The organism is Sphingomonas sp. (genome assembly GCF_965200105.1).
In the GTDB taxonomy this organism is placed as follows: domain Bacteria; phylum Pseudomonadota; class Alphaproteobacteria; order Sphingomonadales; family Sphingomonadaceae; genus Solisphingomonas.
The window spans coordinates 378,814-392,941 of the sequence record NZ_CBDATN010000002.1; the positions used below are offsets into that span (position 1 = coordinate 378,814).

Genomic DNA, 14,128 nt, shown 5'->3' on the forward strand with positions numbered 1-14,128 from the left:
CAACCTAGGTTCACATCGCGCGGCTGACGGTTTGCACTTGAGTGCCGGCGAACATAGATTGAACGGATGGCTCAGCTTGATTTGCGCGCGAAGCTCGCGATCCTCGCCGATGCGGCGAAGTACGATGCGTCTTGCGCGTCTTCAGGGACAGCGAAACGATCGAGCGCCGGCAAGTCGGCCGGGCTCGGATCGACTGAGGGCATGGGCATTTGCCACGCCTACGCGCCCGACGGGCGCTGCATTTCGCTGCTCAAGATCCTGCTGACCAACAGCTGCATCTTCGACTGTCATTATTGCATTAACCGCAAGAGCTCCAACGTGCGGCGTGCGCGCTTCACGCCCGACGAGGTCGTCCGCCTCACGCTCGACTTCTACAAGCGCAACTATATCGAGGGGCTGTTCCTCTCTTCGGGCATTATTCGATCGCCCGACTACACGATGGAGCAGATCGTCGAGGTGGCGCGGAGCCTGCGCGAGGATCACCAGTTCCGCGGCTACATCCACCTCAAGACCATCCCGGACGCCGATCCGCTGCTGCTGGAGGCGGCCGGCCGTCACGCCGATCGCCTGTCGATCAACGTCGAGCTGCCGACTGAGACCGGCCTCGCCCGGCTCGCCCCCGAGAAGTCTGCGCCGCGCATCGAAGGTGCGATGCGCGGGCTGAAGGGCGCGATCGAGGATGGGCGCGATGCCCGAAAGCGCTACCGTTCGGCGCCGATGTTCGCGCCCGCCGGGCAATCCACGCAGATGATCGTCGGGGCGGATGCCGCCACCGATCGCGACATCGTGGCGCGAGCGAGCGGCCTCTATGATCGCTTCGCGCTCCGCCGCGTTTATTATTCCGCGTTCAGCCCGATCCCGGATGCGAGCGCGGTGCTGCCGCTCAAGCGGCCGCCGCTGATGCGCGAGCATCGCCTCTACCAGTCCGACTGGATGCTGCGCTTCTACGATTTCTCGCCCGCCGAGGTGGCGGCGGCGGCCGACCCTGCGACGGGCATGCTGCCACTCGATATCGATCCCAAGCTTGCCTGGGCGCTACGCTTCCGCGACGCCTTCCCGGTCGACGTCAACCGCGCCCCGCGCGAGATACTGCTGCGCGTGCCCGGCCTCGGCGTGAAGGCGGTCGACGGTATCGTTGCGGCGCGACGCTGGCGGCGGCTACGGCTCGACGACATCGCGCGGCTCACCCGCTCGATTGCCAAGATCAGGCCGTTCCTGATCGCGGAGGATTGGCGACCCGTGGCGCTCGCCGATCGCGCCGAGCCGATCGCCCCGCCCGCGCGCCCACCCAAGGTGGAGCAGATGGAGCTGTTCGCCGCGTGAGGCCGCCGGCTGCAGCGCGCGCGCGGAGACTCTTCTCGAGTTGGAATTGGCGTGCCACCGTTCCCGGCATGCCGATCATCTTATGCCGGATCCAGTCGTATCGCGATGCGCGCGGCTCGGCGGAGGAGTGCGCGACCCCCCACGCAGCGTCAACTTCGTCAACTTCGCCGTACCGACTCGGGCGCCCGCGATGACCACCATCCGCCTCGAAGCCGAGGACGATTTCGACGGCTGGCGCACCGCCGCGCGCGCGCTCGTTCTCGCCGAAGTGCCGCCCGAGAGCGTGTCGTGGCAGGTGGGCGACACCGCGCAGGATCTCTTCGCGTCGGCTGACACGACGCCGCCGCCGCCCGCCGACGCCCCCGCCTTCTCGGTGTCGCGCGGCTTCGTGGCGCTTGCCGAGGAGGTGGCGCTGCACAGCGATCCGCAGCGTTTCGCGCTCCTCCACGCGCTGCTCGCGCGGCTGCGCCATCAGCCCAGGCTGATCGAGGATCGCGCCGATGCGCTCGTGCGGCGCTGCGAGGAGATGGCCAAGGCGGTCAGGCGCGACATCCACAAGATGCGCGCCTTCGTCCGCTTCCGCAGCGTCACCGAGGAGGACGGCACCGAGCGCTTCGTCGCCTGGTTTGAGCCGGAACATCATATCGTCCGCCACAATGCCGGTTTCTTCGTTCGCCGGTTCGCCACGATGCGCTGGTCTATCCTGACGCCCGAGCTGTCGATCCACTGGGACGGCAACGCGCTCACCGAGGGGCCGGGCTGCATGAAGGCCGACGCGCCGCAGGACGATCCCGCCGAGGCGGTGTGGAAGACCTACTATGCCTCGATCTTCAATCCGGCGCGGTTGAAGACGGGATCGATGCTGCGCGAGATGCCCAGGAAATACTGGAAAAACATGCCCGAGACCGCGTTGGTGCCTGGGCTGATCGCGGGCGCGCAGGCACGCGAGCGGGAGATGATCTTGGACGCGCAGGTGAAGGCGGTTCCCGGCGGCAACAGCCAACTCGCGATCGACGCGCTGCGCGAGGAGGCGGCGTCGTGCAGGCGCTGCCCGCTGTGGAAGCCCGCGACGCAGACCGTGTTCGGCGAGGGGCCGGCGACCGCGCCGCTGATGTTCGTCGGCGAGCAGCCGGGCGACCAGGAGGATCTCGCCGGCCGTCCTTTCGTGGGGCCGGCCGGCCAGCTCTTCGATCGCGCGCTCGGCGAGGCCGGCGTCGATCGCGCGACCACCTACGTCACCAATGCCGTCAAGCATTTCAAGTTCGAGCCGCGCGGCAAGCGACGCATCCACTCCAAGCCGGGCACGGGCGAGATCGAGGCGTGCCGCTGGTGGATCGAGCAGGAGCGCGACATCGTGGCGCCCAAGCTCACCGTCGCGCTGGGTGCCACCGCCGCGCAATCGCTGTTCGGCCGGACGATGACGATCTCGCGCTCGCGGGGTGCGCCGATGGCGCTGGCGGACGGCTCCGAGTGCTGGGTGACGGTGCACCCGAGCTTCCTGCTCCGCATTCCCGAGGTGGATCGCAAGGCGGAGGAGTATGCGCGCTTCGTCGACGACCTCCGCCGCATCGGCGCGCGCGTGGCGGAGCTGGCGGGTTAGAGCGTCACGGCGCCAAGAAGGTCGAGGGATCGGGGCCGATCCGCCCCTCGGCATCGTCGAGCGCGGCGAGCACGACCATGTCCTCCTCGTCGAGCGAGAAGCCGCCGACCGAGAGATTGTCGACCATATGGCTCCGCGTCGTGGCGCGCGGAATGGTGATGACGCCCTGATCGAGATGCCAGCGGATCACCACCTGCGCCGGGCTGCGCCCGTGCTTCTTGGCGATGCGCCCGATCGTCGCGTCGTCGAGGATCCTGGCCTGGCCGAGCGGACTCCAGCTCTCAGTGGCGATGCCATTCTCGTCCATCCACGCGCGCAGCTCGATGCGCTGGAAACGCGGGTGCAGCTCGATCTGGTTGAGCGCGGGCTTGACGCCGGTATCGTCGATGATGCGCTCCAGATCCTCCTCGCGGAAGTTGGAGACGCCGATCGATCGCGCCCGCCCCTCCTCCTGGAGCCGGACGAGCGCCTTCCACGCCCCGACGAACTGGCCCGCGCTCGGCACCGGCCAGTGGATCAGGTAGAGGTCGACATGGTCGAGCCCGAGCGTGCCCAGGCTGGTGTCGAAGGCGCGCAGCGCGGCGTCGAAGTCATGCTCGTCGTTGCGCAGCTTGGTGGTGACGAACAGCTCGTCGCGCGACACCTCACCCACGGCGCGGATGCCTTCCCCCACGCCGGCCTCGTTGCGGTAATAGGCGGCGGTGTCGATCGAGCGATAGCCCGCGCGGATCGCGTCGGCGACGAGCTCGCCCGTCCTCGCCGGATCGACCGTCCACAGGCCGTAGCCGAGCTGCGGCATCATATGCCCGTCGGAGAGGCGGACGAGGGACTGTTCGATTGGGGCGTAGGTGGTGTCCATGGCCCGTGAACACGCGGACGCGCGGAAGGTGCCTCACTCGGCGGCGAGCAGGTGCTCCGCGCCGCCGAGATCCACCGAGACCAGCCGCGACACGCCGCGCTCGACCATCGTCACGCCGAACAGGCGGTGCATCCGCGCCATGGTGACGGCGTTGTGCGTGACGACGAGATAGCGGGTGTCGGTCTCCGCCGTCATTTGGTCGAGCATGTCGCAGAACCGCTCGATATTGGCATCGTCGAGCGGCGCGTCGACCTCGTCGAGCACGCAGATCGGCGCGGGCGCGGTCAGGAACAGCGCGAAGATCAGCGCGCAGGCGGTCAGCGCCTGCTCGCCGCCTGAGAGCAGGGTCAGGGAAGCGAGCTTCTTGCCCGGCGGCTGCGCCATGATCTCAAGGCCCGCCTCCAGCGGATCGTCCGAGTCGATCAGCGCCAGATGCGCCTCGCCGCCACCGAACAACCGCGAGAAGAGGCGCTGGAAATGGCCATCCACCGCCTCGAACGCGGCGACGAGCCGCTGCCGGCCCTCACGGTTGAGGCTGCCGATCGAGCCGCGAAGCTGGTGCACCGCCTGGGCGAGTTCGTCGCGCTCTCTCGCCTGGCCGGTACGGTCCCGCTCGAGCGCGGCGAGTTCGGTCTCGGCGACGAGGTTGACGGGACCGAGCCGCTCACGGTCGGCGCTCAGCCGGTCGAAGCGCGCGGATTCGGCCGGGACCTCTTTTACCGTGACGGCGTCGAAGCCGGCGGTGGCGGGCAGCACGGCCGCCGGGCACTGGAAGCGTTCGCCCGAGATGCGCCCCATCTCCACCCGCCGCATCTCCTGGTTTTCCACGCGCGCGGCGGCGGTCGCACGCACCTCGCGCGCCATTGTGACCGCCTCGTTGACGGCGGCGAGCCGCGTCTCGGCAGCCTTGAGCCGCGCAGTGGCGGCAGCCTCCGCATCGGCCGCATGAGTCACCGCTTCGCCGACGCGATCCAGCAGGGCGCGCGCCTCGGCGATCGCTGCGTCGAGCTGGGCAGGCGCCTCGGCAAGCGTCGTGGCCTCGCGCCGCGTCGCCTCCGCCCGCTCCGCTATCTCGGCTATGCGGCGAGCGGCGTCGCCGGCTCGTGCGCGCCAGCTCCGCGCCTCGCCTAGCGCCGCCTCGCGCCGCTCGCGATCGACGGCCACTGCCCGATCAAGCGTGGCGAGATCGAGTTTGAGCGCTCCCGCCACCTCGCGGGCCGCGGCGGCATCCGTGCGCGCCGCCGCGACGCGCGAGGATGTCGCGCTCGCGTCCGGTAGCGCCGCCACCGCCGCCACCGCCCGTTCGGCTTCGGCTTCTGCCGCATCGCGCTCCTCGCGCGCGCGCGCGGCGCGCGCGGCGATCTCCTCGCTGCGGGCACCCAGGCGTTCCAGTGCGAGCCGCGCCCTGTCCTCCGCGACCGATGCCTGGCGACCGTGCGCATCCGCCGCCCCGAGCGCAGAGCGCGCCGATCGGGCGCTCTCGGCCGCAATTGCCATTGCGGCCGCCGCCTCTCGTGCGGCCGCCTCCGCCTGCGCCCGGCCGGCGCGCGCGACTGGTAGAAGCGCGTCGAGTTCGGCCATGCGGTTGCGACGCACCAGCCCCTGCGCCGTCGCGGCGCCACGATCCTCGGCGATCAGGCCGTCCCAGCGCCGCAGCCGGCCGTCTCGCGTCACCAGCCGCTGCCCCGCCGCCAGCGATACGCCGTCATCCCGCTCGACGACGCCGACCTGCGCCAGCCGCCGCGCCAGTGCGGCCGGAGCCTGGACCTGGGCCGCGAGCGGTTCGCATCCCGGCGGCAACGGCGGATCGTCGGCCGCTGACGTGCCCGCCCAGCGCAGCACACCCGCCTCCGCGACCGGCGCGTCGAGATCGTCGCCAAGCGCGGCGGCGAGTGCGCGTTCGTAACCGGAAGCGACACGCAGCAGGTCAAGCGCGCGACCTGTGGCGGATCGCGCGGGCAGCGAACGGGCGAGCGCGTCACGCTCCGCCTCCAACGAGGCGAGCGCGGCGCGCATCTCGGCGACGCCGGCCTGCGTCGTCGCGCGCGCCGCATCGGCCGTCTCGCGCGACGCTTCGGCACGGGCCAGCGTCGCCATGGCCTCCGACGCGGCGTGCGCCGCGTCGGCTCGCGCCCGCTCCGCGTCGGCAAGCGATCGACGCGGCGCCGCATCGTCGCCGAGCGCGTCCGCCTCGCGCGCGACTCGCGCCGTCTCCTCCTCGGCCCGCGCGAGGCGCCGTCGAGCGGAGACGAGTGCGGCGGTGGCGATGCGCCCGTCGGCCTGCTCCGCCGCTTCCGCCGCCGACCCGCGCGCCAGCGCCACCTCGGCGTCGCGCGAGTGCTCGTCTGCCACGCGGAGCCGCTCGACGAGTTGCGGACGAGCCGCTCCCGCCTCTTGAACACGGCCTGTCAGCGCCTCCACCTCCACGTCAAGACGCGAGAGCGCCTGCGCCGCATCCTCGGCGAGCGCGCCTTCTCGCGCCCGGTCGCGCTCCAGCGTGGCGACAAGGGCCGCAACCTCCACGAGTCGGCGGTCGAGCGCCGCGCGTTCGACGTCCAGCGCGCGGAAGTGGTGACCGGCCGCCGACGCCTCCTCGCGCGCGGCCTCGGCGGCGCGCCGGGCGGTCGCCGCACGTTCGGCGGCCTCGCTGCTTGCCTGCTGCGCGGTGGCTTGCGCCGTCGTCGCCTCGGCGACGGTCGCGGCAGCGGCAGCGGCGTCCTTCCGGGCGGCGTCGGCGGCGGCCGCCGCGTCCCGCCAGCGTGCCCAGATCAGCCGCGCCTCGGCGAGCCGGATGTCGGCCGAGAGCAGCCGATAACGCTCCGCCGCGCGGGCCTGACGGCGGAGCGCACCGCTGCGCGTCTCCATGTCGGCGAGGATGGTGTCGAGCCGTTCGAGATTGGCCTCCGTGGCGCGCAGGCGCTGCTCGGCGTCACGGCGGCGCACGTGGAGGCCGGCGATGCCGGCGGCCTCCTCCAGCATCGCGCGGCGCTCCACGGGGCGCGCGGCAATGATCGCGCCAATTCGGCCTTGGCTGACGAGCGCCGGCGAGTGCGCGCCGGTGGCGGCGTCAGCGAAGAGCAGCGCCACGTCCTTCTGACGGACGTCGCCGCCGTCGATGCGATAGGCGGAGCCCGCGCCGCGCTCGATCCTGCGCACCACCTCCGCCTCGCGGCCGTCGCGCTCCACCAGCATAAATACCTCGGCGAAGTCGCGCGCCGGGCGGCACTCGGTTCCGGCGAAGATTACGTCCTCCATGCCGCCGCCGCGCAGCGACTTGGGCGATCCCTCCCCCATGACCCAGCGGATCGCCTCAAGGAGGTTGGACTTGCCGCATCCATTGGGGCCGACGACGCCGGTCAGCCCTGGCTCGATCACCAGCTCGGCGGGATCGACAAAGCTCTTGAAGCCGGTGAGCTTCAGCCGGCGGATGCGCATGGCTGCGTGCCCGCCGGCGCGCCCGTCAGCCGCCCATCGCGGCGACGAGCTTGGGCTTCAGCCCCGCCCATTCGTAGGAGCCGATGACGTCGCCATTCATCAGGAAGGTCGGCGTACCCTCGATCTGGTATTTGGTCTGCGCGTCGTTGCGGATCTGGACGAGCCTGTCCTGCTGCGCCTGATCCGAGAGACACTGGTCCGCCTTGGCCTTCGGGATGCCACGCTGGCCCGCGAACGCGTTCAGCCCCATCGCGCGGGCGAGCGCCTGGAACTGCTGCGCCTGCGGCAACGACTGGATACGCTTCTGGTCGGCGGGCGTCATATTCTGGACGTTGCCGATCCACTCCTGCTGCTGCGCGTAGATCTGGTCGGTGAGCCTGAAGAAGGGCTGCGGCCCGCCGCATCGGGCGATCAGCGCGGCCGTGAGATCATAGGGGTCGCGCACGAACGGTCGCAGCTCGTAGCTGAGCTTGCCGGTGCCGACGTAGCGACGAATCTCGGCCAGCCCCTCCTGGTCGAAGGCGGCGCAGTGCGGGCAGGTGTAGGACGCATACTCGACGAGCTTCCCCCGCGCATCGGGGTTGCCCATGCGGATGCCTCCCTCCGGCGTCGCGGCAACCTGCTCCTCCCAGCCCCCCGAAGGCGCGGCAACGGTGGGGCCAGCGGCGACCGGCGAGGCGGCGGTGGTGCCGGCCTCCTCCTTCTTGTTGCAGCCGGCGAGCGCCAGCGCCGGCAAGGCGATGGCCAGGATAAGTGAGGGACGCATGCGATACTCCGGTTTCGTAAATCTCAGCCGTGGGTGGCGGCGCGCAGCTGCGGCTCCAGCGCGGACCAGCCGTAGACGCCGTCGAGCTTGTCGCCGTTCAGGTAGAAGGCCGGCGTGCCGCCAATCTGGCGCACGTTCCACGCATCCTCGGCGGCCTTGGACAAGGTGCCGCGCAGGCTCGCGTCGGCATAGCAGCGTTGCAGTTGCGGCCGCGCGATGCCGTGCCTGATGCCGATGGCGGCGATGCCCGAACCGTCGGCCAGCCCGCCGATCACCGCCGCCAGATCGGCCGTCGCGGGCGGCTGCGGCTGCTTCTGATCATAGGCGACCGCGCGATTGAACCACTCCTGCTGCGTGGCGAACAGCCCCTCCGCCGTGCCGAAGAAACGCCCCGGGCCAGCGCAGCGCGCGGTGAGCGCTGCGACCAGATCGGCCTTGTCGCGGAGCGCGATCCGGAACTCGAAGGCGAGCCTGCCCGTGCGCACGTAGCGATCGATGATCGGCTGGAACGCCTCGCGCGCGAAGGCGCCGCAATGCGGACAGGTGAAGGAGCCATACTCGACGAGCTGCGACCTGGCCCTCGGGTTGCCGATCCGGATACCGCCCTCCGGCGTCTGCACGACGGTGCGAGTCCAATCCTGCGGGGCGCGAGCCGCACGCGGCGGCGCGGCGATCGCGGGCGTGACGACCACGAGCAAGAGAGACGCGAAGGCGGCACGCAGCATCATAATCATTCCGAGAGGCGCGGCACGCCGGTGAAGGACAGGCCGGCCGCGAGCGACTCGAGCACGGCGCGCAGCTCGGGATCGCCGATGCCGCGTAGGCTGTCGCCGATTTCGGCCGCGGGACGCGGCGTAGAGGGTGCCGGCCGAGCGCGCGGCGTCGGCCGCGCGACGGCGGCGGACTGGCGGATCTGGATGCGCGCCACCGCGGGGTAGCCGAAGAACCGGTTGACCCGCTCGATCAGCTCGGGCGCCACGTGCTGGATCATCACCGCGCGCGCGCCGTCGACGACTAGCGTGAGCACGCCCTCGCCTGTTCCCCCGCGCGGAAAGCGGATCGATTCGGGGCTGGAGACGCCGGCGTAGCGAGGGCCGACGATCTCGGGCCAGCGGCTCACCACCGAGGATTGGACGAAGCCGAAGCGACGAAAGGCGGCGCGACCGACGTCCGGCACGATCTCGGCCACCGCGCGTGCCCGGCCGGAACGCGTCGGCTCGGCCGCAGCGTCGCGCGGCGCGCGACGCGCGGCGGGCTTCGCCCCTGGCTTGCGTGTCGACCGTTCCGTCATTCCCCATCCCATGCCATAGGCGGGCCATGCCCGTCGATGCCCCGGAGATGCAAGCGGCCCTGCTCGGCTGGTACGACGCGCACGCCCGCACGCTGCCGTGGCGAACGCCGCCCGGCGACGGGACGCCGCCCGATCCGTACCGCGTTTGGCTGTCCGAGGTGATGCTCCAGCAGACGACCGTCGCCGCCGTGATCCCCTATTTCGCACGCTTCACCACGCGCTGGCCAACGGTGGCGTCGCTGGCGGCGGCGGACGAGGGCGAGCTGATGGCGGCCTGGGCGGGGCTCGGCTACTACGCGCGGGCGCGCAACCTGATCGCCTGCGCGCGAACCGTGGTTCGGGATCATGGCGGCCACTTTCCCTCAAGCGAGGACGGCCTGCGCGCGCTACCCGGCGTCGGCCGCTACACGGCGGCTGCGGTGGCCGCGATCGCATTCGGGTGCCGCACCGTCGTCGTCGACGCCAATGTCGAGCGCGTCGTCGCACGGTTGTTCGCGGTGGAGCTGCCGATGCCCGTCGCGCGTCGTCGGCTCGCGGCGCTGGCCGAGACGATCACACCCGGCGAACGCGCCGGCGACTTCGCGCAGGCGATGATGGACCTGGGCGCCACCATCTGCACGCCCCGCGCGCCGCGTTGCTTGCTCTGCCCGGTCGCGCGCGGCTGCGCAGGTCGGGCAAGCGGCGCGCCGGACGTGTTCCCGGTCAGGGCCGTCAAGCGTGCCAGGCCCCGCCGGCACGGCATCGCCTATTGGCTGGAGCGGGACGGCCACGTCCTCCTCGTCCGCCGCCCGGCACGGGGCATGTTGGGCGGGATGCGCGCGCTGCCCGGCGGCGCATGGGGAGAAGCGGCCGAAGAGGCGCCACCGGTGTCCGCGCGCTGGCGCGGCCTCGGCGCGGTCGAGCACGTCTTCACCCACTTCGCCCTGACGCTCGCGGTGCGCGCCGCCGAGGCGCGGAGCGACGAACCGATCGATGTCGCCGGCGAGTGGTGGCCGATCGATCAGCTCGGGGAAGCCGGTCTTCCCACCCTCTACGCGCGCGCCGCTGCGCTCGTGACTGCCGAGAAGGACGCTATCGCCGCATGATCACACCCGGCTTCACCGGCTCGCCACTCGATCGCGCGGACGCGGCGCGGCACGATCCCGAACGGGTCGCGACGATGCGCCGCGATCCCGCCGCCGGTCTGCTCGTGCTCGACGGGCTCGCGCCGGTGCGCGACGGTGATCGGCTGCGCATCACAGCTCTGGCGGAGGCGCCGCCCGGCGTCGAACTCGCGTTGCTCGGTCTGCTCGACGGCGCGCCGACCTTCGTGGCGCTGGCGCCGGGCGTGAACGCGCTGTCGCGCCCGCCCGGCCTGTTCGAGGCCGTGGCCGCACTCCGTGCCGAAGATGCGGCGACCTGGGCGGCCGCGCGCAGCCTCGTCGATTGGCACGCGCGGCATCGCTTCTGCGCGAATTGCGGCAGCGGCACGGGCCTGTTCCGCGCGGGCTGGGGCCGCGCCTGCGGCAAGTGCCGCGCCGAGCATTTCCCGCGCACGGACCCGGTCGTCATCATGCTCGCCGAGCATGGCGAGGGATCGCGAGCGCGCGTGCTGGTGGGTCGGCAGCCCGGCTTCCCGCCGGGCCGCTACTCGGCGCTGGCGGGTTTCCTCGAACCCGGCGAGTCGATCGAGGAGGCGGTCTCGCGCGAGCTTCACGAGGAAGCGGGGGTGGCCGCCACGTCGGTCCGCTACGTCGCCTCGCAACCCTGGCCATTCCCCTCGCAGCTGATGATCGCCTGCGTCGCGCGCGTCGAGCACGACGCGATCACGCTCGATGATACCGAGCTGGAAAATGCGATCTGGGTGGACCGCGCCGGCATCGCCGCCGCCTTGGCGGGAGAATCCGACGCCCCGTTCCTGCCGCCGCCGCCCTACGCCATCGCGTACACGCTGTTCGCGCGCTGGCTCGACGAGGACGGCTGAGCGGCCGGGCGCGCCGCTCCTCGCAGGCGTCCGCGAAGCCACGCCTCAGCCCCGTCGCTCCGCCCTCTTCGCGCCGTCGCCGATCGCAAGCGGGGCCAGCTCCGCCACGTCACCCTCGCGATCGGGCACGCGGATAGGTGCCGAGCCGGCGCACCCACCGCGAGTGGAAGGCCAGCTCTTCGATCGCGCGGGCGAGCGGCTGGTCGTCAGGATGCCCTTCGACGTCACAGAAGAATTCGCTCGCCTGAAAGGCGCCGCCGCGCTGATAGCTCTCGAGCTTTGTAATGTTGATGCCGTTGGTCGCAAAGCCGCCCATCGCCTTGTAGAGCGCGGCCGGGACGTTCTTCACCGCGAACATCAGCGTCGTCATGCACGGGCCGGAGAGATCGCGTTCCGGCGCGGCGCGCGCGAGCGTCAGGAAGCGCGTGGTGTTGCCTGCCTCGTCCGCAATCCCTTCCTTCAGCACCGGCAGCCCGTAGATCTCGGCGGCGAGCGCCGGCGCTAGCGCCGCGACGTGAGCGGGCGCGCCGATCGCGACCAGCTCCGCGACGGCGGCGGCCGTGTCGGCATAGGGAATCGCGCGTATGCCGCGCTCGCGCAGCCAGTGCCGCGCCTGGCCGAGCGCCTGGGGATGACTCATCGCCTCGCGCACCGCCTCGGCCGGGCCGGTGCCGATCAGGCAGTGGCGGATGCCGAGGAAATGCTCGCCCGTAATGACGAGGCCGCTCTCGGGCAGCAGGAAGTGCATGTCCGCGACGCGGCCGTGAAGCGAGTTCTCGATGGGGATCAGCGCGCAGTCGGCGCGGCCGCTCGTCACCGCCTCGATCGCGTCCTCGAAGCCGAAGCAGGGCAGCGGCAGCCCGCCCGGGAACGCCTCGCCGACGGCGATGTGGCTGTTGGCGCCGGGCGCGCCCTGGAACGCCACCGCGCGACGTGGCTCGGCGGCGGCGGCCGCGTGCATCGCGGCGACGAGCCGAGCGGCGGGAGCGGGGTAGGTCTGCATGGCGCCACTCGGTTAGGCGCGCGACGGCACGACGCCAAGCGCGCTTGCGAAGCCCCCGCCCCTTTCCTATGGGAACGCGTCACTTGGGGCGCCCGGCCGGCGTGCCCTATCGCGCCCGATCGACGGGCTTGGGGAGCTTCGCGGGCATGTCCGATCCGACGGGTGGTGAGTTCAGGGACGGCGACCGCGTGTCCGAAGGTGTCGGAGACCGCACCAACACGATCGCGGGCTGGGTGCTGTTCGCCGGGATCGTCGCGCTTGGCGCGTCGCTCGTCTCGGGCGAGTATTTCAAGTCGGAGCGACCCGAGAAGATGGGCTACACGGTCGAGGGTGTCGAGCAGGAGAGCGGTGGCGACGCCGCCGTCGCCGAGCAGCCGGCCGCCTTCTACGTCTCCAAGGGCGATCCGGCGAAGGGCGCCGAGGTGTTCAAGAAGTGCGGCGCCTGCCACTCCGACCAGAAGGGCGGCCCCAACCAGATCGGGCCGCAGCTCTGGGACGTGGTCGGCCGGCCGGTGGCGTCTGAAGCGGGCTTCGCCTACTCGGACGCGCTCAAGGGCAAGTCCGGACCATGGACGTTCGACGAGCTGTTCGCCTGGCTGAAGAGCCCCAAGGCCTACGCGCCCGGCACCAAGATGACCTTCGCGGGCCTCTCCAACCCGCAGGACCGCGCCGACGTTATCGCCTACCTCAACACGCAGAGCGACGCGCCTAAGCCGCTGCCGGCCGCGCCGGCGGCGGGTGCGGCCCCGGCCGGTGGCGGCGACGCCGCCAAGACGGGGCCGGGCGGCGACGCCAAGGCGGCGGTCGCGGCGGGCACGGCGGCCGGCGCCAAGCCCGGCGAGAACACCACCGGCGAGGGCGCCAAGACGGTTCCCGTGCCAACCGAGGGCCAGGCGGCCGCCGGGGGCAACCCACACGGCACGGTCGGCGGCGAGGGCGCGAAGGCGCTCGCCGGAACCTCCGAGAACCGCAAGAAATAGGTTCGGGCGGGCACGGTCAGACCGCCGCGTCCAGCTCCCAATAATCCGAGACGACCCTCCATCCCTCCTCGGCCGTTTCGCAGAAGCGGAACAGCTCGAGATCCTGTGGCGAAATTACGCCGTTCTCGGCGAGCGCCTGCCAATCGACCACCGTCCGCCAGAATTCGCCGCCATAGAGCAGGATCGGCAGCGGCCGCATCTTGCCCGTCTGGACGAGCGTTAGCAGCTCGAACAGCTCGTCGAGCGTGCCGAAGCCGCCGGGGAACACCGCCACCGCGCGCGCGTGGAGCAGGAAGTGCATCTTCCTCAGCGCGAAGTAGTGGAAGCGTAGCGACAGGCGCGGCGTGACATAGGGGTTGGGCGACTGCTCGTGCGGCAGCACGATGTTGAGGCCGATCGACTCGGCTCCGACGTCGGCGGCGCCACGGTTGGCAGCCTCCATGATCGCCGGCCCCCCGCCCGAGCAGACGACGAACTGGCGCCGCCCGTCGCTCTCCGCCGGCACCCCGCTCGCGATCCGCGCCAGCGCGCGCGCCTCCTCGTAGTAGCGCGACAGCGACGCCAGATTGCCCGCGACGCGCGCCTGATCTTGCGTACGCGCCGCTTCGGTCAGCATCGCCGCACGCTCCGGCTCCGGGATGCGCGCCGAGCCGTAGAAGACGAAGGTGGAGGCCACCCCCGCCTCGTCGAGCACGAGCTGGGTCTTCAGCAGCTCGAGCTGGAAGCGAACGGGGCGCAGGTCTTCCCGCAGCAGGAAGTCCTCGTCCTGAAAAGCCAGACGATAGGCGGGATCAGTGGTCTGCGGGCTGGGCTTCGCCTCGCGCGCGACGGCGGCGTCCTGTCGCGCGTCGGGGAAGACGCGGCCGGGCACGGCTGGCCGGCGGTTCTGTCGCTTGCTGTCCATGTCC

Annotated in this window: 12 protein-coding genes; 5 read left to right on the forward strand and 7 right to left on the reverse strand. The window is 71.5% G+C overall.

Annotation, left to right across the window (positions count from 1 at the left end):
- Positions 1-66 precede the first annotated feature (66 nt).
- Both ACOFKX_RS03070 and ACOFKX_RS03075 read left to right on the forward strand, forming a co-directional pair.
- Positions 67-1,323 carry a putative DNA modification/repair radical SAM protein gene (locus tag ACOFKX_RS03070; protein WP_419825621.1) on the forward strand — a complete coding sequence of 419 codons (1,257 nt, stop codon included), beginning with the start codon at positions 67-69 and terminating at the stop codon, positions 1,321-1,323.
- A 190-nt stretch (positions 1,324-1,513) separates the two neighbouring features.
- Positions 1,514-2,923 carry a UdgX family uracil-DNA binding protein gene (locus ACOFKX_RS03075; protein WP_419825622.1) on the forward strand — a complete coding sequence of 470 codons (1,410 nt, stop codon included), beginning with the start codon at positions 1,514-1,516 and terminating at the stop codon, positions 2,921-2,923.
- Positions 2,924-2,927: 4 nt separating this feature from the next.
- On the opposite strand, the gene ACOFKX_RS03080 is transcribed toward ACOFKX_RS03075, so the two are convergent.
- From ACOFKX_RS03080 to ACOFKX_RS03100, 5 genes are read right to left on the reverse strand one after another with little or no spacing between them, the layout of a single operon-like run.
- Positions 2,928-3,782, reverse strand: a complete 855-nt coding sequence (locus ACOFKX_RS03080; protein ID WP_419825623.1) for an aldo/keto reductase — start codon at positions 3,780-3,782, stop codon at positions 2,928-2,930.
- Between the two features lie 33 nt (positions 3,783-3,815).
- Positions 3,816-7,217, reverse strand: a complete 3,402-nt coding sequence (locus tag ACOFKX_RS03085) for a chromosome segregation SMC family protein (RefSeq protein WP_419825624.1) — start codon at positions 7,215-7,217, stop codon at positions 3,816-3,818.
- A 25-nt stretch (positions 7,218-7,242) separates the two neighbouring features.
- The gene (locus tag ACOFKX_RS03090) at positions 7,243-7,983 is read right to left on the reverse strand and encodes a thioredoxin domain-containing protein (RefSeq protein ID WP_419825625.1); all 741 of its coding nucleotides are present in this window, start codon (positions 7,981-7,983) and stop codon (positions 7,243-7,245) included.
- A 23-nt stretch (positions 7,984-8,006) separates the two neighbouring features.
- Positions 8,007-8,708, reverse strand: a complete 702-nt coding sequence (locus ACOFKX_RS03095) for a DsbA family protein (protein ID WP_419825626.1) — start codon at positions 8,706-8,708, stop codon at positions 8,007-8,009.
- 5 nt (positions 8,709-8,713) lie between these two features.
- Positions 8,714-9,274, reverse strand: a complete 561-nt coding sequence (locus ACOFKX_RS03100) for a DUF721 domain-containing protein (RefSeq protein ID WP_419825627.1) — start codon at positions 9,272-9,274, stop codon at positions 8,714-8,716.
- A 26-nt stretch (positions 9,275-9,300) separates the two neighbouring features.
- On the opposite strand from ACOFKX_RS03100, the gene mutY reads away from it, so the two are divergent.
- Positions 9,301-10,359 carry an A/G-specific adenine glycosylase gene (gene mutY, locus ACOFKX_RS03105; protein ID WP_419825628.1) on the forward strand — a complete coding sequence of 353 codons (1,059 nt, stop codon included), beginning with the start codon at positions 9,301-9,303 and terminating at the stop codon, positions 10,357-10,359.
- The gene (gene nudC / locus ACOFKX_RS03110; protein ID WP_419825629.1) at positions 10,356-11,237 is read left to right on the forward strand and encodes an NAD(+) diphosphatase; all 882 of its coding nucleotides are present in this window, start codon (positions 10,356-10,358) and stop codon (positions 11,235-11,237) included. Before mutY ends, nudC begins: the two co-directional genes overlap by 4 nt.
- A 109-nt stretch (positions 11,238-11,346) precedes the next feature.
- On the opposite strand, the gene ACOFKX_RS03115 is transcribed toward nudC, so the two are convergent.
- On the reverse strand, positions 11,347-12,240 hold the full coding sequence (locus ACOFKX_RS03115) for a prephenate dehydratase (RefSeq protein WP_419825630.1): 894 nt from the start codon (positions 12,238-12,240) through the stop codon (positions 11,347-11,349).
- A gap of 83 nt (positions 12,241-12,323) precedes the next feature.
- Between ACOFKX_RS03115 and ACOFKX_RS03120 the strand changes: the two genes are divergently transcribed.
- Positions 12,324-13,220 (forward strand): c-type cytochrome, encoded by an 897-nt coding sequence (locus ACOFKX_RS03120; protein WP_419825631.1) that lies wholly within the window; start codon positions 12,324-12,326, stop codon positions 13,218-13,220.
- Between the two features lie 16 nt (positions 13,221-13,236).
- On the opposite strand, the gene ACOFKX_RS03125 is transcribed toward ACOFKX_RS03120, so the two are convergent.
- A complete protein-coding gene (locus tag ACOFKX_RS03125) occupies positions 13,237-14,124 on the reverse strand; it encodes an LOG family protein (RefSeq protein ID WP_419825632.1) in 888 nt (295 codons plus the stop codon).
- Positions 14,125-14,128 lie beyond the last annotated feature (4 nt).